Source organism: Brevundimonas sp. (genome assembly GCF_036659295.1).
Taxonomy (GTDB): domain Bacteria; phylum Pseudomonadota; class Alphaproteobacteria; order Caulobacterales; family Caulobacteraceae; genus Brevundimonas.
The window spans coordinates 1-19,374 of the sequence record NZ_JAVXCU010000021.1; the positions used below are offsets into that span (position 1 = coordinate 1).

At 58.9% G+C, this 19,374-nt stretch carries 20 protein-coding genes, 2 tRNA genes and 1 other RNA gene; 17 read left to right on the forward strand and 6 right to left on the reverse strand.

The window, feature by feature from the left end; genetic code table 11:
- Positions 1-942 (reverse strand): glycosyltransferase (locus tag RSB01_RS05770; RefSeq protein WP_332625182.1); only part of this gene is annotated, 942 nt, incomplete at its 3' end.
- 275 nt (positions 943-1,217) lie between these two features.
- Between RSB01_RS05770 and RSB01_RS05775 the strand changes: the two genes are divergently transcribed.
- Positions 1,218-4,505, forward strand: coding sequence for an autotransporter domain-containing protein (locus tag RSB01_RS05775; protein WP_332620260.1), 3,288 nt, complete (start codon positions 1,218-1,220; stop codon positions 4,503-4,505).
- Positions 4,506-4,809: 304 nt separating this feature from the next.
- Here RSB01_RS05775 and RSB01_RS05780 read toward each other — a convergent pair.
- A tRNA-Gln gene (locus RSB01_RS05780) sits at positions 4,810-4,883 on the reverse strand.
- A gap of 221 nt (positions 4,884-5,104) precedes the next feature.
- On the opposite strand from RSB01_RS05780, the gene RSB01_RS05785 reads away from it, so the two are divergent.
- The 9 genes from RSB01_RS05785 to RSB01_RS05825 all read left to right on the forward strand — a co-directional run bounded on the left by RSB01_RS05785 (position 5,105) and on the right by RSB01_RS05825 (position 11,334).
- Positions 5,105-5,181 (forward strand) — tRNA-Pro (locus RSB01_RS05785).
- 77 nt (positions 5,182-5,258) lie between these two features.
- Positions 5,259-5,813: a DUF924 family protein gene (locus RSB01_RS05790; RefSeq protein WP_332620310.1), complete on the forward strand. Its 555-nt coding sequence runs from the start codon at positions 5,259-5,261 to the stop codon at positions 5,811-5,813.
- Positions 5,814-5,888: 75 nt separating this feature from the next.
- Positions 5,889-7,268 carry a hypothetical protein gene (locus RSB01_RS05795; RefSeq protein WP_332620309.1) on the forward strand — a complete coding sequence of 460 codons (1,380 nt, stop codon included), beginning with the start codon at positions 5,889-5,891 and terminating at the stop codon, positions 7,266-7,268.
- A 138-nt stretch (positions 7,269-7,406) separates the two neighbouring features.
- The gene (locus RSB01_RS05800) at positions 7,407-8,351 is read left to right on the forward strand and encodes a CsgG/HfaB family protein (protein WP_332620308.1); all 945 of its coding nucleotides are present in this window, start codon (positions 7,407-7,409) and stop codon (positions 8,349-8,351) included.
- A gap of 132 nt (positions 8,352-8,483) precedes the next feature.
- Positions 8,484-9,341 carry a thymidylate synthase gene (locus RSB01_RS05805; protein ID WP_332591945.1) on the forward strand — a complete coding sequence of 286 codons (858 nt, stop codon included), beginning with the start codon at positions 8,484-8,486 and terminating at the stop codon, positions 9,339-9,341.
- Between the two features lie 20 nt (positions 9,342-9,361).
- Complete coding sequence (locus RSB01_RS05810) at positions 9,362-9,661, forward strand: phosphoribosyl-ATP pyrophosphohydrolase (protein ID WP_332591944.1); 300 nt, start codon at positions 9,362-9,364, stop codon at positions 9,659-9,661.
- Positions 9,662-9,748: 87 nt separating this feature from the next.
- Entirely contained in the window at positions 9,749-10,420 is a 672-nt protein-coding gene (locus tag RSB01_RS05815; RefSeq protein ID WP_332591943.1) for an aquaporin, read from the forward strand.
- 53 nt (positions 10,421-10,473) lie between these two features.
- Positions 10,474-11,001, forward strand: a complete 528-nt coding sequence (locus tag RSB01_RS05820; RefSeq protein WP_332591942.1) for a dihydrofolate reductase — start codon at positions 10,474-10,476, stop codon at positions 10,999-11,001.
- A gap of 12 nt (positions 11,002-11,013) precedes the next feature.
- On the forward strand, positions 11,014-11,334 hold the full coding sequence (locus RSB01_RS05825) for a YbjQ family protein (RefSeq protein WP_332591941.1): 321 nt from the start codon (positions 11,014-11,016) through the stop codon (positions 11,332-11,334).
- Between the two features lie 36 nt (positions 11,335-11,370).
- Here RSB01_RS05825 and RSB01_RS05830 read toward each other — a convergent pair whose 3' ends face one another.
- From RSB01_RS05830 to RSB01_RS05840, 3 genes are all read right to left on the reverse strand, one after another.
- Complete coding sequence (locus RSB01_RS05830) at positions 11,371-12,471, reverse strand: NADH:flavin oxidoreductase (RefSeq protein ID WP_332620587.1); 1,101 nt, start codon at positions 12,469-12,471, stop codon at positions 11,371-11,373.
- A gap of 88 nt (positions 12,472-12,559) precedes the next feature.
- On the reverse strand, positions 12,560-12,832 hold the full coding sequence (locus RSB01_RS05835; protein ID WP_332620589.1) for a hypothetical protein: 273 nt from the start codon (positions 12,830-12,832) through the stop codon (positions 12,560-12,562).
- A gap of 130 nt (positions 12,833-12,962) precedes the next feature.
- On the reverse strand, positions 12,963-14,030 hold the full coding sequence (locus RSB01_RS05840; RefSeq protein ID WP_332625184.1) for an Mrp/NBP35 family ATP-binding protein: 1,068 nt from the start codon (positions 14,028-14,030) through the stop codon (positions 12,963-12,965).
- 86 nt (positions 14,031-14,116) lie between these two features.
- On the opposite strand from RSB01_RS05840, the gene miaA reads away from it, so the two are divergent.
- From miaA to RSB01_RS05870, 6 genes are all read left to right on the forward strand, one after another.
- Complete coding sequence (gene miaA, locus RSB01_RS05845; protein ID WP_332590953.1) at positions 14,117-15,001, forward strand: tRNA (adenosine(37)-N6)-dimethylallyltransferase MiaA; 885 nt, start codon at positions 14,117-14,119, stop codon at positions 14,999-15,001.
- Between the two features lie 55 nt (positions 15,002-15,056).
- Positions 15,057-15,374 (forward strand): hypothetical protein, encoded by a 318-nt coding sequence (locus RSB01_RS05850; protein WP_332590952.1) that lies wholly within the window; start codon positions 15,057-15,059, stop codon positions 15,372-15,374.
- Positions 15,375-15,383: 9 nt separating this feature from the next.
- Positions 15,384-15,753: a transfer-messenger RNA gene (ssrA, locus tag RSB01_RS05855) on the forward strand.
- A gap of 105 nt (positions 15,754-15,858) precedes the next feature.
- Positions 15,859-16,365 carry a ClpXP protease specificity-enhancing factor SspB gene (locus RSB01_RS05860; protein WP_332625185.1) on the forward strand — a complete coding sequence of 169 codons (507 nt, stop codon included), beginning with the start codon at positions 15,859-15,861 and terminating at the stop codon, positions 16,363-16,365.
- 70 nt (positions 16,366-16,435) lie between these two features.
- Entirely contained in the window at positions 16,436-16,954 is a 519-nt protein-coding gene (locus RSB01_RS05865; protein ID WP_332590950.1) for a hypothetical protein, read from the forward strand.
- A 124-nt stretch (positions 16,955-17,078) separates the two neighbouring features.
- Complete coding sequence (locus tag RSB01_RS05870) at positions 17,079-17,477, forward strand: GFA family protein (protein WP_332590949.1); 399 nt, start codon at positions 17,079-17,081, stop codon at positions 17,475-17,477.
- Here the strand turns inward: RSB01_RS05870 and RSB01_RS05875 are convergent.
- The gene (locus RSB01_RS05875; RefSeq protein ID WP_332590948.1) at positions 17,474-17,824 is read right to left on the reverse strand and encodes a RusA family crossover junction endodeoxyribonuclease; all 351 of its coding nucleotides are present in this window, start codon (positions 17,822-17,824) and stop codon (positions 17,474-17,476) included. The genes RSB01_RS05870 and RSB01_RS05875 overlap by 4 nt on opposite strands.
- A 93-nt stretch (positions 17,825-17,917) precedes the next feature.
- On the opposite strand from RSB01_RS05875, the gene fumC reads away from it, so the two are divergent.
- Entirely contained in the window at positions 17,918-19,309 is a 1,392-nt protein-coding gene (gene fumC, locus RSB01_RS05880) for a class II fumarate hydratase (RefSeq protein WP_332625186.1), read from the forward strand.
- The last annotated feature ends 65 nt before the right edge of the window (positions 19,310-19,374 follow it).

The window sequence follows — 19,374 nt, forward strand, 5'->3', positions numbered from 1 at the left end:
CTTGTCATTGGCATGAACAAAGGCATCGGCACTGGCCACGATGCGCGCCACGGCCTTTGGATCCTTTTCATAGTCGAGCGCAATCACCCGATCTTCGGCGGGCATGCCCTGCCCTGCGCCCACAAGAATAAGATAATAGGGATCACCCAGCTTTTGGACCGCATCGATCAACACATCGACGTTTTTCTCTTTTGCCGGTCGCCCTGCAAAACAAAGAAGTCGGGCATCCTTGGGCAGCCCTGTCCGCTTCAACAGCCAGTCACGGTCGCGCCGGTCAGGGTGGAAGGTATCCACCTCGACCCCCAAAGGCCGGATGACAATATTGGTGATTCCCGCCTCTTCGAGACGACGCGCGATAAAGCGGCTGGGCGACACCACGCGGTCGAATTGCGAAAAGACCTTGGCCCAGCGTTTCTCGACCGGCTTCTTGGCCCATTCGCCAAAATGCAGCGCTGCAAGGGCCGCAGGGTCCGAGTGGCAGAATCCTACAACCGGCGCACCAACCCGCTGCCCCGCCTCTAGCGCGCCCTGCCCTGCGCTATAGGGGTCACCCGCCTCGATCACGGACGGATTTAGCGCCGAAACCCACGCCCCCCATTTGCGTGCCGAACTGGGCCAGCGATAGCCGTCACCAAAAGGCAGTTTCGGGGAACGGATACGAACGATTCCGTCTGAGTCGATATGATGCCTCGCGCCGGGCACGACGAGGCTGTGGTCCACGCCCGGGCGGTTCGTCGCCAGCCAGTCCTGCTTGGCCTGAAGATAGCGTTTCACTCCACCAGAGCGTGGCGCAAACAGCATGGTCGTATCGACCAGTCGCGGCCGTCCCGACTGGTCACCGGACTGGGCCATGGCCTTCAAGCGACTGAGCGTATTGCCGATTTGCTCGTCCAGCGCGGGAAGCAGACTGAATTCCGCTTCCTGAATATCGACCTGACTCATATGTCTCTCAAATCCGCCGCAAGAATTTTACAACGCGCCAAACGCATCGGGGATGCGCCGGGCCACCAACGAATCGCTTTGAGCTCGATCACAAAGCTGCACCATCACTACACAGATACACCGCCGTGATATGACAGTGGTTGTTTAGGTGCAAACCACACCTAAAGCCTTGCATTCGCCTTAAAACTGAGAAACTTGGGGTCAACGGGCAAATGACCTGCTAAACGGGCTGCTTGCTTCACTGACGACTGATTGCCTTGAGGGATTTGTTTCGAATGCGTGCACTACTGGCCACAGCAGCAGCGATTGCGCCTCTTGTCGTCGCTTCTGGCGCCTTGGCAGAGACAGTTGTCTCTACCGCCCGTACCACCCCGATCCTCACGTCCACGGCAACCGGTACGGGGCCGGACAGTGTCCGCATCGCCAATAACGGCTCGATCACTGTGAACAGCGGTACCGCTGTCACCATTGATTCCTCGCACGACTTCAAGACGGACGCCGGTTCGTCCATCAAGATGGAGAAGTCTGCCGACGGTTCGACCGGCGTACTCGTACAGCCCGGCCACACCAGCAACATCACCCTCGGTGGTTCCATCAACATCACGGATTCGATCGAAACCTATCCGGATGACAACAAGGATGGCGTGCCGGATGGCCCTTGGGCCGCAGGCAGCAACCGCATGGGTCTGCGTTTCGCAGGACCGGGTGTGTCGACCGGCAATGTGCTGATTGAAGCGACCGCCGTCATCAATGTTGAAGGCAATGATTCTCGTGGCGTTTCGATCGAAAGCGACCGCGTCGGTAATCTGACCAGCTATGGCAACATCAATGTTGTCGGTGATCGCTCGACGGCTGTGCATCTGGGGGGCAGCACAACGGGCGATGTAAATCTGCTGGGTAGCATCAAGGCGACGGGCGAAGGCGCAACCGGTATCGATGTCCAGGGTGACGTCACCGGCCGCTTCAATGTCCAGGGCACTGTTGTCTCGACGGGTTACCGCTATACGACCCGCCCGGGTAACAAGCCTGAATCTGGCGCTCTAAACGGTTATATCTATTACGAAAACCTCGATGCCGACGATCTGCTGCAAGGTGGTCCGGCTCTGAATGTTGCCGCCAACCTCGACAAGGGTCTGTTGCTGGATTCCGGTCCTGTTTACAGCTCGACCGGCATTGACGGCGATGACGACGGTGACGGCGTCAAAAACGGCGACGAGGATGATGACGGCGACGGCATCAAGAACCGCGAAGACCCCGACCGTGATGGCGATGGCCTGATCGACGCCAATGAGGGTCGCGCTTCAATCACCGCCTTTGGCGGTGCCCCTGCTGTTCAAATCGGCTCGACCACCCGTGACATCGATCTGGGCGTCACTGGCACCGGCGACAATGCCTATGGTGTCGTCAACCGTGGTTCAATCGCGGGTATTGGCGTCTATGACGGCGTAAACTCGACCGCTCTCAAGATCGGCGTCGAAGGCGGCCATGCTGTCAATATTGCTGGCGGTATTCGCAACTCGGGCGAGATTGTCGCCACCAGCCTGCATGCCAATGCAACCGCCATCCAGATGGGTACCGGTGCCAACGCCCCGACCATCAATAACTCGGGCACGATCCGCGCAACCGGTGTTTCAAATACCGAGAGCCAACTGACGGCGATCAATATCGATGCTGGTGCCAATCTGGGCAGCATCACCAATACGGGTTCGATTGTTGCCGATGTTTCCGGTGGCAAGTCCTCGGTCACGGCTATCAATGATGCGTCCGGCACCCTGACCAGCTTCGTCAACAACGGCACCGTGCTGGCGGTTGTTGCACCGTCGGACAGCAAGGACACCGTCACCGGCTCGGCGACGGCTATCAATGCCTCCAATAATACGACCGGCTTCTCCTTCGTTCAGGACGGTATCGTCGGCGGTGTTGTCGATGGCGTTGTGGATACCGATGGCGATGGCGTTCCCGACCTGAAAGAACCCTCGACCACGGGTGATATTAAGCTGGGCTCGGGTGCCGATACGATCGACATTCGCAACGGCACCGTCACGGGCGACATCTCTTTCGGCACCGGCGCAGACAGCCTGCTGATCTCGGGTGGCGCTGTCGTCACCGGCGCGATCACCAATGGTGATGGTCAGTTGTCGATCGACATCAGCAAGGGCACGCTGGATGCACGCCAGAGCGGCGTAACGGACATCAGCGGCCTGAATGTCGGTTCGGAAGGCACCCTGATTGTCACGCTGGACCCGATCAATGCCACCAATGGCGGTTTCAAGGTCAACGGCGATGCTACACTGGCCGACGGTGCCGGTATTGGCGTGCGCTTCGACAGCCTGATCAAAGAGCCTTCCAGCTTCACGATCATCGATGCCGACAACCTGAATCTTGGCAAACTGGATGAGCTGTCGCTCAAAGAGAACTCGCCATACGTTTACGAAATCGATCTGGATGACAGCAATGCCGCCAACGGCAAGCTGGACATCACGGCCCGTCGCAAGTCCTCCGACGAAATGAATATGATTGCCGTCGAGGCCGACGCCTATGACGTGCTCTATAGCGGCCTCGAGCAAAACGAAGCGATCCGCAACGCCCTGCTGGGCCAGACCTCGCGCGAAGGCTTCTTCGATCTGTACGAGCAGATGCTGCCGGACCATTCGGGCGGTCCGCTGATGTCGCTGGCTGCCGGTGTGGATGCCGTTACGCGCGCCCTGACCGGTCGCAACGCCTCGGCCGCACAGGGCGAAACCAGCGCCTGGGTGCAGGAAATCAACTTCTACGCTGACAAGGACAAGACCGATTCCTACGGCTTCCGTTCCGAAGGTTTCGGCGTCGCCGGTGGCATCGAGCGCGGCACGCGTGCCGGTGCTGTGGGCCTGTCGGTAGCCTTCACCTCTTCGGACATCGAAGATCCTGAATCGGCTGCCGAAGAAGTTCTGTCGGCCAACCTTCTGGAACTGGGCGTCTATTGGCGCGCACAGGGCCAGGCATGGACCACCTGGGCCCGCGCGGCTGGCGGTTATGCTTGGATGGACGCCACCCGCCGTCTGGTGGCTGATGGTATCAACCTGAAGAATGAATCCGACTGGAACGGCTTCACCATGTCGGCGGCTGCCGGTGCATCCTATGAGAAGCACTACGGCCGTGTGAACATCCGCCCCGAAGTCTATGCCGAGTACTTCTCGCTCAGCGAAGATGCCCGTACCGAAGTGGGTGGGGGTGACGGTTTCGATCTGGAAATCCAGGACCGTGACAGCCACATCTTCTCGGGCGTCGCTGCTGTGAACATCGGCTATGGATTTGGTCAGGACGGCTGGATTCGTCCGGAACTGCGCGTCGGTTATCGCCAGAACTTCTCCGTCGATACCGGCGACACGATTGCCCGTTTCGCTTCGGGCGGCGATTCCTTCATGCTCAAGTCGCAAGGCATCGAAGGTGGCGGCCCGATCGTCGGCTTCCGCCTGAATGTCGGCAATGCACTGGGTATGCTGTCGGTCACCGGCGATGCAGAGCTGCTGAAAGACTATGTGCGCTACACCCTGCTGTTGCGCGCCAGCTTCAAGTTCTAAGCTCGGGCTTATTTCGAACAGAAAAGGCCGGTGGATCGCTCCACCGGCCTTTTTTATCGCCCTATGGACCGATCACAGGCCTGAGCGCTGCCCCTAAGGCTGCCTGCGCTCCTGATAGCCGTTGTTGGCATATTTCACGTTCACGCAGCTCATATGGCTTCAGACGCGATTCTCGCCATATCGGTTCACAGCCATAAGGTTTTGCTGAATCGTTGCCTGCCGCTTGGGACGCGATCTCGCGCAAAAGCGCATCCAAGCCCGAAAGCAAAAAGGCCACCCGTGAGGGTGGCCTTTTGAAATCCGATGGCTGGGGAACTAGGACTCGAACCTAGAATGACGGTACCAAAAACCGTAGTGTTACCATTACACCATTCCCCACCGCTTCGGTGACCCGCTAGAGCGTTGCGCCCCGGCGAGGTCGGTTAGATATGCGAAGCTTCTGACGAACGCAACGCCTTTCTTGCTGTTTTTGTAGAAAATTTCAGCGACCAGCGACTTTTTTCAAAACTGCATTTTCCCACTTGCAGCACCATGATGTGCTGGTTATAAGCCGCCTCCTCGACGCCGGTCGGACACGTTTTCAGCCGGTTAGAGTAAGTCGGAGTGTGGCTCAGTCTGGTAGAGCACCGCGTTCGGGACGCGGGGGTCGTAGGTTCGAATCCTATCACTCCGACCATCTTCCTTTTAAATCCGGAAGTTACAGAGGCCACCCCAAAGGGTGGCCTTCTCTGTATTCAGGCCTATGCTTTGCGCATGACCGACACCCTTCTCCCCTCCGCATCCGATGTCATTTCCTTCTGGACCAAGGCCGGACCCGAAAAGTGGTTTGCCAAGGATGATTCCTTCGACCGCGAGTTCAAAAGCGGTTTTATCGACGCCCACTATGCCGCAGCACGCCGCGAGCTTGATTCCTGGATGGACACGGCTGAAGGCGCATTGGCGCTACTGATCCTTCTGGACCAGTTTCCGCGTAACAGCTTTCGCGACACCGGCCACATGTTCGCAACCGATCCTCTGGCTTTGTATTTCACGCGTCTGGCCATTGCCAAAAACTATCAGCATCAGGTTGCTAGCGAACTACTGCCATTTGTGCTGGTGCCGCTAATGCATTCGGAAGACCTTCAAGATCAAAACAACCTCATCGATCTACTCGACAAGACTACACACGAGAACACCTACAATTACGCGATAATCCATCGCGATGTGATTGCCCGTTTTGGTCGCTTCCCGCACCGCAACACATCCTTGGGTAGAACTACAACTGCGGAAGAATCCGTTTTTCTGAAAGATGGCGGTTTTTCCGGTTAGAAACCCAGTCCATTAAGCTCCAGTTCATCCAAAGCTCTGCTATGAAACGCATAACAATTACAGCAGAGCTTGTTCATGCAATTTCCACGTTATGGCGCTGTCGCCGCAGCCGCACTCGCTATGGCCCTCCCCGCCTCCGCCGATGCCCAAATGCGCTTCGGTCGCGGACGTCCGGCCACTCCGACAGTTATTAACGAGGTTCCGCGGTGTACCCAGAATCTGGGCACCATCACGATCGCCGATACCCAGAACGAATTGTTCGGCCAGATGGGTCTGGGCACTCCCGGTGAAGTCCTGCGCCATCTTGTCCGAGAATCCGGCTGCTTCCGGCTGATCGAGCGCGGTCCGGGCATGGATGTCATCGAACGCGAACGCGGTCTGGGTGCTGCGGGCCGCATCCGCACCGCCGACTTCGTTCTGATTGCCGAACTGGGCAACAACATCGAGGCCGATGGTGAAGACCGTAGCCGTGGCCTGATGGGCGCACTGGCCTCCACGGGCGGTCGTATGCTGATGCAAGCTGGCGTCAGCGCACTGACAGGCGAAGGCGGCATTCCCGGTTTCAGCGGCGGCGGTGGCGGCGGCATGGACAATGCCCAGCTGAACCAGATGCTTAGCCGTGGTGCCAACATGCTGCAGGGGCAACAAGCTGCACCGGCCCTCAACAGCCGTACCGTAGATGCCCTCTCGGACCTCAAGAAGGACATCGGCAAGGGCAAGGAAGACGCCCAGATCATCATGTCCATCGCCAGCGTCCCCTTGGCCGAGACTGTGGGTTCAACCCGCTCTATCGCCAACGAGAACGAACTGCGCCGCCTGCGTATCCGCGACAACCAGTTCGGTGGCCGCGTGGGTGCCGGCTATGAAAGCGAAGACGAAGGCAAGGTTATCGCCCTGGCACTGGTTCGCGCCTATTCCGATCTGGTGACGACGCTGGGCGGTACCGGCTCGGATACGCCCGAGGTTGTCATCGCCAACCGTGAAGCTGTTGCTGCCTCTGAAGCCGACCGTCGCAATGAGGAAAGCCGTGCACAGCGCGCCGAACAGGCCGAGCGTGATCGTGCCGAACAACGTCGTCGCGCCGAAGAAGACCGTATCCGCGATGAAATCCGTCGCGAAGAGCGCGCCCGCTACGAATCTGACCGTGCCGATAGCGATCGCAGCGATTACCGTCGCGACAACGACTACCGCGACAGCGACCGTGGCAACAGCCGTGACAGTAACAACCGTGACAGTCGGGCCATGACGTCGCGTCCGTCATCCTCGGTTACCCAGATCACCGTCAGCCGCAACTCTGTCCTGCGCGACAGCCCCAGCGGTGACCCGCTTCAGGCCGTTGAACCGGGCGACAACCTGTTCGCCACCGGCCGCAAGCAGGGCGCTTGGCTGGAAGTCGAACTGACCGACGGCAGCCTTGGCTGGGTGCAAGAAGACCGGGTCAGCAGCAAGAACTAATTATTAACCAAACAAACGCTGCCGAGCATTTTCGGCAGCGTTTTTGCTTTCTCAAACAAGTCATATATTGGGTATAATGGGGGCAAAATAACGCCCTTATATTTTAGCGTTCAATCTAGAAGCCTATAGGACTATGCCGTGAAATTATCGCCGAAGAACGTGGCTATAGCTGCGACTATCCTGAGCCTGTCACTGCCCGGACTGGCCGAAGCGCAAAACCGTCGTTCCGGCGCACAACTAACTCAAGACCAGCAGATGGCAAACATTCCACGCTGCACAACCAACCTAGGCAGCATCACCATTGCCGACGGTCAGTCTTCCTATTGGCGCGAACTGCAACTGTCTCCCCCCCAGTCTCTTCTGCGCGTTGTGATCCAGCGTTCGGGTTGCTTCACTCTTGTTGACCGTGGTGCGGGCATGGATGTTGCCGAGCGTGAGCGTGAACGTGCGCGTGGCGGCGATCTGCAACGCGGTTCTAATGTCGGCGGCGGTCAGGTCCGTTCAGCCGATTATGTGCTCGTCGGCGAGATTGCCAGCCAAAACGATAATAGCGGCGGTGGTGCACTAGCCGGTCTGGCCGGTGCTGCCCTGGGTGGACGCGCCGGAGCCCTGATTGGTGGCCTGCGCACCCGCAATATGGAAGCCAACACCGTCCTTTCGCTGACTGATGTGCGCACCTCGGAAACCCGCGCGGTAACCGAAGGCTATGCGTCACGTAGCAATATGTCGTGGGGTGTCGGTGCTGCCGGATTCGGTGCCGGTGCACTGGGCGGTGGCGCATATGAGAACACTGAAATCGGCCGCATTGTCGCTGCCTCTTTCATTCAGGCTTACACCGATATGGTAACCCAACTGGGTGGCCTCAGCGGTAATGCTGCAGCCGAGGCCCCTATTCAGACCTATACGGTGCAACAAGCTTCAACCCTGCGCTCATCGCCTACGGGCGGCTCGGTCGTGCGCGCGCTGCCGACAGGTCTTCGTCTTTACCCGACAGGCAAGCGCGAGGGCACATGGTGGGAAGTTATGGACGATAACGACAATATCGGTTGGGTCCAGAACGAGCGCCTCGCACCGGGAACCTGATAGGAAACAAATGCTTGTTTCAGCGCCCGCCGGATACCTCCGGCGGGCGTACTATTTTGTGAACAACCGGTCCACAGTTTGCGACACTGCCCGTCCTGACAAGCGCAGTGATTCGAGTGCATGCTGTGCCTCATGAACGCGCACGCTGCCCTCGCCGATTTGGAAACCCGCATACATGCGGCCCCCGCTGACCATCCCGAATGGCAGTACCTGAATCTGTTGCGTGATATTCTGGAAAACGGCTCCGAACGCGGTGACCGCACCGGCACCGGTACGCTGGGCGTCTTTGGCCGCCAGATGCGTTTTGACCTGTCCAAGGGCTTTCCCCTTCTGACCACCAAGAAACTGCACACACGCTCGATCATCGTCGAGCTTCTGTGGTTCCTGCGTGGCGAAACCAACATCGCCTGGCTTCAGGAAAACAAGGTCAGCATCTGGAACGAATGGGCCGATGCCGACGGCGAGCTGGGTCCGGTGTACGGCAAGCAGTGGCGCTCGTGGGCGACCCCCGATGGCCGTGTGATCGACCAGATCGAAAAGCTGGTCGATGGTCTGAAGAACAACCCCAACAGCCGCCGCCACATCGTTTCGGCATGGAACCCAGCCGATGTCGACGACATGGCGCTTCCGCCCTGCCACTGCCTGTTCCAGTTCTTCGTCGCGGACGGCAAGTTAAGCTGCCAACTGTATCAACGCTCGGCCGATGTGTTCCTCGGCGTGCCGTTCAACATCGCCTCCTATGCCCTGCTGACCATGATGGTAGCGCAGGTGGTGGGCCTAGAAGCCGGCGAGTTCATCCATACGTTCGGTGATGCGCACCTGTATCTGAACCATCTGGATCAGGCCCGCGAGCAACTGACCCGCACGCCGCTGGCCTTCCCGCAGATGCAGATGGCCCCGCACACCGACCTGTTCGCCTTTGCCCCAGAGGACTTCACCCTCACCGGCTATGAGGCATGGCCCCACATCAAGGCCGCCGTTTCGGTCTGATTTACCCCAACAGTCCCCCGATGAACCTCAAAGACCTTCAAGCCGATGTGTTGCGCATCTCGGACATCTATGCGGCCGAGCATAATATCGACCGCGACCGCGACTGGGCGCTGCTCAAGCTTCAGGAAGAGCTTGGGGAACTGACCAAAGAGCACCTGAACCTTAGCGGCCGTGCGCGTGGGCAAGCCAATCCGCAGGCTCAGGCCGACGAAGCTGCCGATGTGCTGGGTATGTTGCTGATCTATTGCGAACGTGCCGGTATCGACATTCAAACGGCTATGGAACGCAAGTGGCTTCAATGGCTTAAGCCGAAAACCTAAATTTACACACAACGACGGTTTTTAAAGTCACACTCCTTCTTATGAGTCTGAGTCTTTCAGGCTCCAACCAAGAGAGGGAGGACTTCCATGATTAAGAAGTTTGCTGCCGAACTGATCGGCACGGCTGTTCTTGTATTCTTTGGATGTGGTGCCGCCGTACTGGCCGGTTTCGATGTTGTCGGCCAGTTGGGCATCGCTCTGGCCTTCGGTTTTGCCATTATCGCCATGGCCTATGGCATCGGTCCCGTTTCGGGCTGTCACGTTAATCCGGCGGTCAGCCTCGGTGCCTTCATCGCTGGCCGTATGAGCGCCAAGGACATGGTGATCTATTGGGTCGCCCAGTTCATCGGCGCAGTTCTCGGTGCCATCATCCTCGGCTCGATTGCCAAGACCGGCTTTGCCCAACTGGGTCAGAACGGTTTTGCTGCTGGATCACCGGGCGGTTACGGCCTGCACGCCGCTCTGATGTTCGAAATCGTCGCCACTGCCATCTTTGTCATTGCCATTCTGGGTGTGACAGGGGCCAAGGGCCATGGCGCATTTGCCGGTATTTCCATCGGTATTACGCTGGCCGTGATCCACATTGTCGGCATTCAGGTGACCGGTGTGTCGGTCAATCCGGCCCGCAGCTTCGGCCCTGCTATTTTGGCGGGTGGCCAAGCCCTGTCGCAGCTTTGGGTGTTCATTGTGGCCCCTCTGGTTGGTGCCGTACTGGGCGGCCTGCTGTTCCGCTTGAAACTGCTTGAGCCGGAAGCCTAACCTACAGGTTACGGGGGCAGCGCGCCTGCCCCCGATTCCCTCGGAGACTTCCCTTGCCCCTAGCCCAGATTGTCCTTGTCGTTGCCCGTGCTCGAAATGGCGTGATTGGACGCGATGGCGACCTTCCATGGCGCATCCGCTCGGACCTGCAACGCTTTAAGGCGGTCACCATCGGCAAGCCCTGCATTATGGGCCGCAAGACATGGGAAAGCCTGCCGCTTCGTCCCCTGCCCGGTCGCCTGAATGTGGTGCTGACCAAGGACGAGTCCTATTACGAGAGCGAAAAGGCCAAGGGCTGCGTGGTTTGCACCACTATGGACGAAGCCCTGTCCATCGCCCGCGAACAGGCGGCCGACGACGAAGTGAACGAGATCGCGGTCATCGGTGGAGCTGCCATTTTCGAGGCCATGCTGCCCCGTGCCAAGCGCCTGTATATTACCGAAGTCGATGCGGCCCCTGATGGCGACGTTCTGTTTCCGGCCTTTAACGAGGCGGACTGGAACGAAATCCAGAACGAGACGCATCCGGCAGGCGAGAAAGACGACCACGCCTTTACTTTCCGCACCCTTGAACGCCGCTAAAGGAAGATAACCATGCTTGTTGCCACCACCAATGATCTGGCCGGTTACCGTATCGTCCGTCACATCGGCATGGCGCGCGGTGTGACTGTGCGCTCTCGCAATGCGGTATCCGATTTTGTCGGCGGTATTCACGCCATGATCGGCGGACGCATTACCGCCTATGTGAAGCTAGCCGAGATGGGTCGCGCCGAGGCCTATAGCGAACTGGTCAAACACGCCCAGAGCCTCGGGGCCAATGCCGTAATCGCTGTGCGCTATGACGCCACCGAGATCATGCCCGGCACCACAGAAGTCCTGTGTTACGGCACAGCCGTTGTGGTTGAGGCGATATAAGAAAAAGGCCGGAGCTAGTCACTCCGGCCTTTGCTTTTAAATCAGCTGCATCATATGCGAGCGGTCGAAATCGACCATATCGTCCGATCGGCCTTCCTTGACCTTCTTGACCCAGTTCGAGTCCGACAGAAGCGCACGCCCCACGCCGACCAGATCGAATTCTTCGCGCTCAAGACGGCGCAGCAACTCGTTCAGATCCGCACGATCGGCACCCGCGCCCTTGGACAGGCTGGCCAAAAACTCGCCGTTCAGACCCACCGAACCCACAGTAATGGTCGGCTTGCCCGTCAGCTTCTTGGCCCAACCGGCAAAGTTCAAGTCCGAGCCTTCAAATTCCGGCTCCCAGAAACGGCGCTGCGAACAGTGGAACACATCCACGCCCGCTTCACTCATTGGCAGCAACCAATCGGACATTTCATCCGGCGTTGTCGCCATCTGCACGCTGTAATCCTGCTGCTTCCATTGGGACAGGCGGATAATCAGCGGTATATCCTCTCCGATACCGCGACGGACCGCCTTGATAATCTCGATGCCCAGCTTGCTGCGCTCGGCCAGGGTTTGCCCACCCCATTGGTCTTCACGGCGGTTCAGACCATCCCAGAAGAACTGGTCGATCAGGTAACCGTGCGCGGCATGGATTTCGACGGCATCAAAGCCGACTTCGCGGGCATGTCGGGCTGAGGCCTCGAAACCGGCAATGGTGTCGGCAATGTCCTCGTCGGTCATTGGCTCGTATTTGGCCTTGTCAGGCATCACCAGACCCGACGGCGCATCCACCTTGCCCAGCGGCTGCCAGTCCGGCGAAGCGCCGCGCGCCGATCCCACATGCCAGATTTGCGGTGCAATCAGGCCACCGGCAGCATGAACCTCGTCCACCACCTTTTTCCATGCCGGCATGGCATCGCCGTAGAAATAGGGGATGTTGGCATCATTACGCGCTGCGGGACGTTCGATCGTCGTGCCTTCGGTAACGATCAAGCCCACCTCACCCTCGGCGCGGCGACGGTAATAGGCCGCGACGTCATCGGTCGGGATACCTCCCGGCGAGAACATCCGCGTCATCGGCGCCATCACCACCCTGTTCGGCAGGGTCAGGTTCTTGATTGTGAAAGGCTGGAAAAGAAGATCAAGGCTCACGCAGCATTCTCCGGAGTTTGGTTATTCCGAAGATGGGCCAGCTTGGGACGAGTTTAAAGGGTCCGTTGCGATTTTAAACTGTGTCGGTTCAAATTTCGCGCGCGACCAGCATGGCATCGGCCATATTATAGGCCAGACGCGCCACCGCCTCGTCCTTCGAATAGTTTTTACGCCCCATCAAACGGTCCAGTTCGGCCGTGGCCAGCTTGGAGTAGATGTTGGTCGCGTGATCCAGTGCGGACATGGCGAAATCGTCACGCAAGGTGCGGGCCGGTATTTCGCCTCGGGCTTTTGGGGCCGCGCCGCTGTCTTTCAGCGACTCTCGCAAAGCAAAACCCCGTACGGGCGCAAACTCGCTCATCGGTTTTCTCCAACGCTACACTACACCCCGACTAGATGGGGACGTGAGCCTATTGTGACAACCAAAAGTGGCAAGGCTCGGTCAAACTGTAACGGTTGAGGTCAATAAAAGTTACAGTGTGACCTATGCCCTAAAGGGACAGCGCCTCTATCATAGCCAAGGCCACAGCATCGAAACGCTCGGCGGCCTCTCCAAACGGCACAGCCACTGTCACCGGAACGCCGGCATCCCCACCTTCGCGCACCGATGCCGACAGCGGAAGATCGCCCAGATAGGGCACGCCCAGACGCGCTGCTTCGGCTTCTGCACCGCCCTTGCCGAATATCTCGCCGCTCATATTCTCGATCAGGCCCAGTGTCAGCACGCCGACCTTTTCGAACAGGGTATGTGCGCGGCGGGCGTCCGCCAGTGCCACTTCCTGTGGCGTGGACACGATTACCGCACCATCCAGAGGCGTCTTCTGGATCAGGGTCAGTTGGACATCGCCCGTCCCTGGCGGCAGGTCCACCACCAGAACATCCAGCGGCTTTTCCGCCGTCCCCCAACGGGTCTGGGTCAACATTTGTGTAATGGCCTGCGAAGCCATCGGGCCGCGCCACACCATCGCATCATTGCCTGCGGTCAACAGTCCAACCGACATCGCCTTAAGGCCATGAGCCTCGTGCGGCACCATCTGCCCATCCTCATAGGCGGGCTTGCCGGAAATCCCCAGCATGGTCGGCATCGACGGCCCATAGACATCGGCATCCAGAATACCGACCGACAGGCCGCGCTTGGCCAAGGCCACCGCCAGATTCGCCGACACGGTGGACTTGCCCACACCGCCCTTGCCACTGGCGACAGCCAGTACACGCTTTACATGGGCGGGGCGGTCGGTCGGCACTGGTGCCTTGGGCCGGTTCTGGTCCACGGCTTGCGGCGACAGGCTGGCCGTGCGGCGCGGGGCGGCCGTGACGGTTTCAGCGGTGAGGATCACCGAGACACGCTCCATACCATCCATAGCCTTGAGAACCGCCTCGGCCTGATCGCGGATGGGCGCATAAAGTGCGGTATCGGCTGACGGCACTTCGATCACAAAGCCCGCGCGGCCGTTCTCGACCACAAGTCCCTGAACCAGTCCGGCCTGCATCAAGCCTTGGCCCGATTTAGGGTCGATAACAGTGTCCAGAACAGCGATGACAGAGGCGCGGTCGATCAAGGTGATAACTCCAATCCTGCCGACGGGTCTTGCCGCATCGGTCCGCGCCTTCTATCGCCTGCGGACAAGAACCGCGAGCCTCACCCTTGTCTAATTCGAACGCCCTGCCCTCCATTACCCTTATCGGTGGCCCGACAGCCTCCGGCAAATCACGGCTGGCGCTGGATTTGGCTATGGAAACCGGCGCGGTCATTATCAATGCCGACAGCCAGCAGCTTTATGCCGATATGGATGTCCTCAGCGCCCGTCCTCCCGTTGAAGACGAAGCCAAGGCACCACATCGCCTGTATGGCGTCGCCGATGCCGCCGAGGCGTGGTCGGTCGGAAAATGGTCACGCGCGGCGCTGGATGAAATCTGCCGTGCCCATGCCGAGGGCAAGAACGCCATTCTGGTGGGCGGCACCGGCCTCTATTTCAATGCCCTGACCAAGGGACTGGCCGATATCCCGCCCGTCCCACCCTTCATCCGCAACATGGTCGAGGAAGAATACGATATCGGCGGTGAAGAGGACTTTCGCGAAACCCTGCGCGAGATCGACCCCGCATCCGAAGCCCGCATTTTCCCGTCAGATCGACAGCGTCTGGTACGTGCCCTGTCGGTGTTTCGGACGTCCGGCAAATCCCTGACCGAGTTCAAGGCCGATACCCGTCCGTTGCTGCGTCCCCAAAGCTGGACCGGCATTATCGTCGAGCCTGAACGCGATGTGCTTTACGCCAACTGTGACCGCCGCGTGGATATCATGCTGGAAACCGGCGCGATCGACGAAGTGAAAGCCCTGATGGCCCGCAACCTGGATATGGGCCTGCCCGCCATGAAGGCCGTAGGTCTGCGCGAGATCGCCGCCTGGCTAGAGGGACAAATGACGCGCGATCAGGCTGTTAAAGCTATGAAACAGGCCACGCGTAACTATGCCAAGCGTCAACTGACATGGTTCCGCAACCAGCAGGGCGACTGGCCAAGACACAGTTAAGATTTACTTGCTACCCACACTGTGAAATATCAAGGTTACACAACGGAGCATTTCAATGATTGCACTTATGATTTCCACCCTTCTGGTCCTCTCTCCGGAACAGTCGCCGCAATCTCAGGATGCTCCTGCGCCAATCTCTGCCTCAGACCGCTCCGGTGAACAGATTGCCACTTCCCAAAACCCGGATGAGGGCAACAATGTCGTTTGCCGTAGCGAGCGTATTATGGGCTCGAACCGCTCTGAACGCGTCTGCATGACCCCGCGCCAACGCGAAGCCCTTCGCGCCGATGCACGCGATGCACGCGAAAGGCGTGACGATAGCCGTGGCGATGGCCGCCGCAGCGAAAATGCGCCGCCTGTTTCTCGTTATTAATTCGCGCTGAACCTTGGCACGAACACCAAGCTGCACTATCTAAAGGGTGTTCGGGCTTGCTCGGACTATGGCGATAAACGCGCTTGTAATAAGCGGACCGGACCCGGGTGCGATTCCCGGCGGCTCCACCAATCTCTTCCTCTTCGCGTTATCGGCGAGGCGAGTATGGGGCCGACTAGCATCGACGGACGTGTAAAGAGGTTGCTTTCGCCCGACGTGGCTCATCGTATCGGGCTATTTAAACTAAATGCGAACGATAACTTCGCTGGTGAAGTCCGCCTCGCTGCGTAATGCAGTTCGGTGATTTCCGATCTAAGTCCTAGGGGTTCAGATCCCTAGGCGGGGCCCGGAGGGTGCCTGCCAACAGAAACCCTCCACTTCTCCCGATACAATTCATAAAAAACGTGTTGCCGCTGGCCACGGTTTCTTTCATCACGTTGCGCAGACCGCTAACACTTCGGTCGCACGAGTTTTGAGGCCACCGATGACCGACCAACACCCCCCGATTGACGAAATGCAGTACGAGCAGCTGGCTCAGAATGCATTGCGCGGTGTCATCAAGTCTGCGCTGGAACGCGCGGCCTCGCCCGAGGGTATACCGGGGGCTCACCATTTCTACGTCACCTTCAAAACCCGCGCCGCCGGTGTCGAGTTGCCGCAGGATGTTTCGGCCAAATATCCCGACGAAATGACCATCGTTCTCCAGCACCAGTACTGGGACATGGCGGTCAACGACAAACTGTTCACGGTCACGCTGAAATTCGGCGGTCTGCCCAAGGTTCTGACCGTGCCCTATTCGGCCATTGTGCGCTTTTATGACCCCAGCGTGCAGTTCATGTTGCAGTTCGACGAGCCGGAAATGGTCGAGGCCGAAATCGCGCCTTTGCTGACGCCCGTTCGCGATCCGGAATCAGTGCCGACGCCGCCAACCGACGATGGCGACGACAGCGGACCCAAGGTCATTTCGCTGGATCAATTCCGCAAGAAGTAACGGCAACTTTCAAGCCCTCTTTCCGTTATGGAGCGGACGCTACACTTTTGCGTCTGCACGGAGTGTTTTCATGCCCAAAATCAAGCCCTCCTCCTTCGCTATTATGGTCGCCGCTGTATCGGGTAGCTTGGCGCTGGCAGCATGCGGGTCACCTGAAAATGCTCCTGCTTCGTCGGCGACCGCCGATCCAGCCGTTGCCGAGCCCGCACCGGCTTTAGCGCCCCCCTTCACAGGAGAATGGGCATCTCTGGCCCCTCTGATTGGGCAGTATCCAAGCCAGAGCGGCCTGTTTGATACCTCTGTGGTTGCCGCGCCGCTCAAAACCCTGCTGGGCAGCAAATACGAAGCCTTCAAAACCAATATGAAGGTTGAAAGCCCGCTGACCCGTGAAGGCAATGTCCTTTATACCAGCGGCAACAAACCCCACGAAGGCGGCAGCAACGCCGCCTATCTCCTGATTGATCCCGCCACCAAGACGATGGAAGCCGGTCTGTGGGAAAACGGAAAGCTGACCACCTATCCGGCTGGCGGCACCGGCAGCACCAAGCCCAAAGACATCCAGACGCTCTTGAGCAACTCTTCGAGCTAAGCCTCGCATCAAATGGCCGATCCCGAACAGGGTCGGCCATTTTGTTATGCCCCTCTCTCGACGACGACCTTGAAGGATCGGCATAACAAGGCCAGAACAAATCATAAACACTAGGGAGGATACAATGCTTGAAGGTGGCTGTAACTGCGGTGCGATCCGCTACAAGATGGAAGCAGATGTTCAGCATCATGCCCTGTGCCACTGCACCGACTGCCGCAAGGCATCGGGGGCACCGGCCGTCTCATGGGCACTGGTCCGCAATGACCAGATCACCATCACCGGAACACCAAAATCCTACGCCTCGTCCGAGGGGGCACAGCGCCAGTTCTGCGGCGATTGCGGAACCAGCCTGTTCTACATCAACGAGACGGTTTTCCCCGGCATGATCGATGTACAGTCGGCCACGCTGGATAATCCCGCCGCCATTCCCCTACAGGGCCAGATCCAGACCGCAGAGCGCATCGACTGGATGAAAAACCTCGACGCCCTGCCCTCTTTCGAGCGTTACCCGGGTATGCATTAACGCTTGTAGCAGCGGATAATAATCCGCTCTCGCTCGCCTTCATTGCGTTCCACCAGAAGGCGGGCGACCTGGCTGTCGTCATGGAACAGATAGCCCTTGATGGAATCGAGCAACGCCTTGGCCAAATTGTCGAGATCCATCCACGGCGGATCACCGACATGTTCCATGACAATCTCGACGACATGGTCGCCCCATTGCGGGCGCGACTGCCATTCCTTGCGCATGAACTCATAGACCAGCGGCTTGTAATATTTGGCCTGTGTGGTCAGCCCGTCGATGACGATTTCCACCACTTCGCCGACCTCGCGTGCACGCACTTTTCCGGCACCGACCCAACCCTGAACCACGCGAACTTGCCTTTCCTGACGTCAGTTCCCTTGCCCTGACCGTCGCAAGTGCTACACCCCCAGCCAACTTCCCGCCACGTCTGAGAGTTCGTGATGAGCAACGTACGCACCGAAACCGATACCTTTGGCCCCATCGAAGTCGCCGCCGACCGCTACTGGGGTGCCCAAGCCCAGCGTTCGCTCGGCAATTTCAAGATTGGCTGGGAAAAACAGCCCCTGCCGGTTGTCCGCGCACTGGGTATCGTCAAGCGTGCCGCCGCAGAAACCAACCGCGATCTGGGCAAGCTGGACGCCGGTCTGGCCGACGCTATCGTCAAGGCCGCCAACGAAGTGATCGAAGGCAAGCTGAACGACCACTTCCCTCTGGTCGTATGGCAAACCGGTTCGGGCACCCAGTCGAACATGAACGCCAACGAGGTCATCTCGAACCGCGCGATTGAAATCCTGGGCGGTGAAATGGGCTCCAAGAAGCCGGTTCACCCGAACGACCACGTGAACATGAGCCAGTCGTCGAACGACACCTATCCGACGGCTATGCACGTTGCCTGCGCCGAACAGGTGGTCAACGACCTGATCCCGGCCCTGAAACACCTGCACGCCGCACTGGATGCCAAGGCCAAGGCCTGGGCACACATCATCAAGATCGGCCGCACCCACACGCAGGACGCTACCCCGCTGACGCTGGGCCAAGAGTTCGGCGGTTACGCGCACCAAGTGGCTATGGGTATCGAGCGTATCGAGCAGACCCTGCCGCGCCTGATGGAACTGGCCCAAGGCGGTACCGCTGTCGGCACCGGCCTGAACGCACCGATCGGTTTTGCCGAGAAAGTTGCCGAGAACATTGCCAAGATCACCGGCCTGAGCTTCACCACCGCCCCGAACAAGTTCGAGGCACTGGCCGCTCACGACGCCATGGTCTTCTCGCACGGTGCGATCAACACGGTTGCCGCCTCGCTGTTCAAGATCGCCAACGACATCCGCTTCCTCGGTTCGGGTCCGCGCGCGGGTCTGGGCGAGCTGTCGCTGCCGGAGAACGAGCCGGGTTCGTCGATCATGCCGGGCAAGGTCAACCCGACCCAGTGCGAAGCCCTGACACAGGTCTGCGCTCAGGTGTTCGGCAACAATGCCGCCCTGTCGTTCGCCGGTTCGCAAGGCCATTTCGAGCTGAACGTCTATAATCCGGTCATGGCCTACAACTTCCTGCAATCGGTCCGTCTGGTTGCCGATGCGGCCATCAGCTTCACCGATAACTGCGTCGTCGGCATCGAGCCGCGTGAAGACAACATCAAGCACGGCCTCGAAAACTCGCTGATGCTGGTTACCGCGCTGAACGGCAAGCTGGGCTATGACACCTGCGCCAAGATCGCCAAGACCGCACACAAGAACGGCACCACCCTGCGCGAAGAAACTGTTGGTGGCGGCTATCTGACGAACGAAGAGTTCGACCAGTACGTCCGTCCGGAAAACATGATCTCGCCGTCGTAAGACGCCGCGTTCAGTCCAGATAAGGATCAGCCCCGCCGGATCATACCGACGGGGCTTTTTCTTGG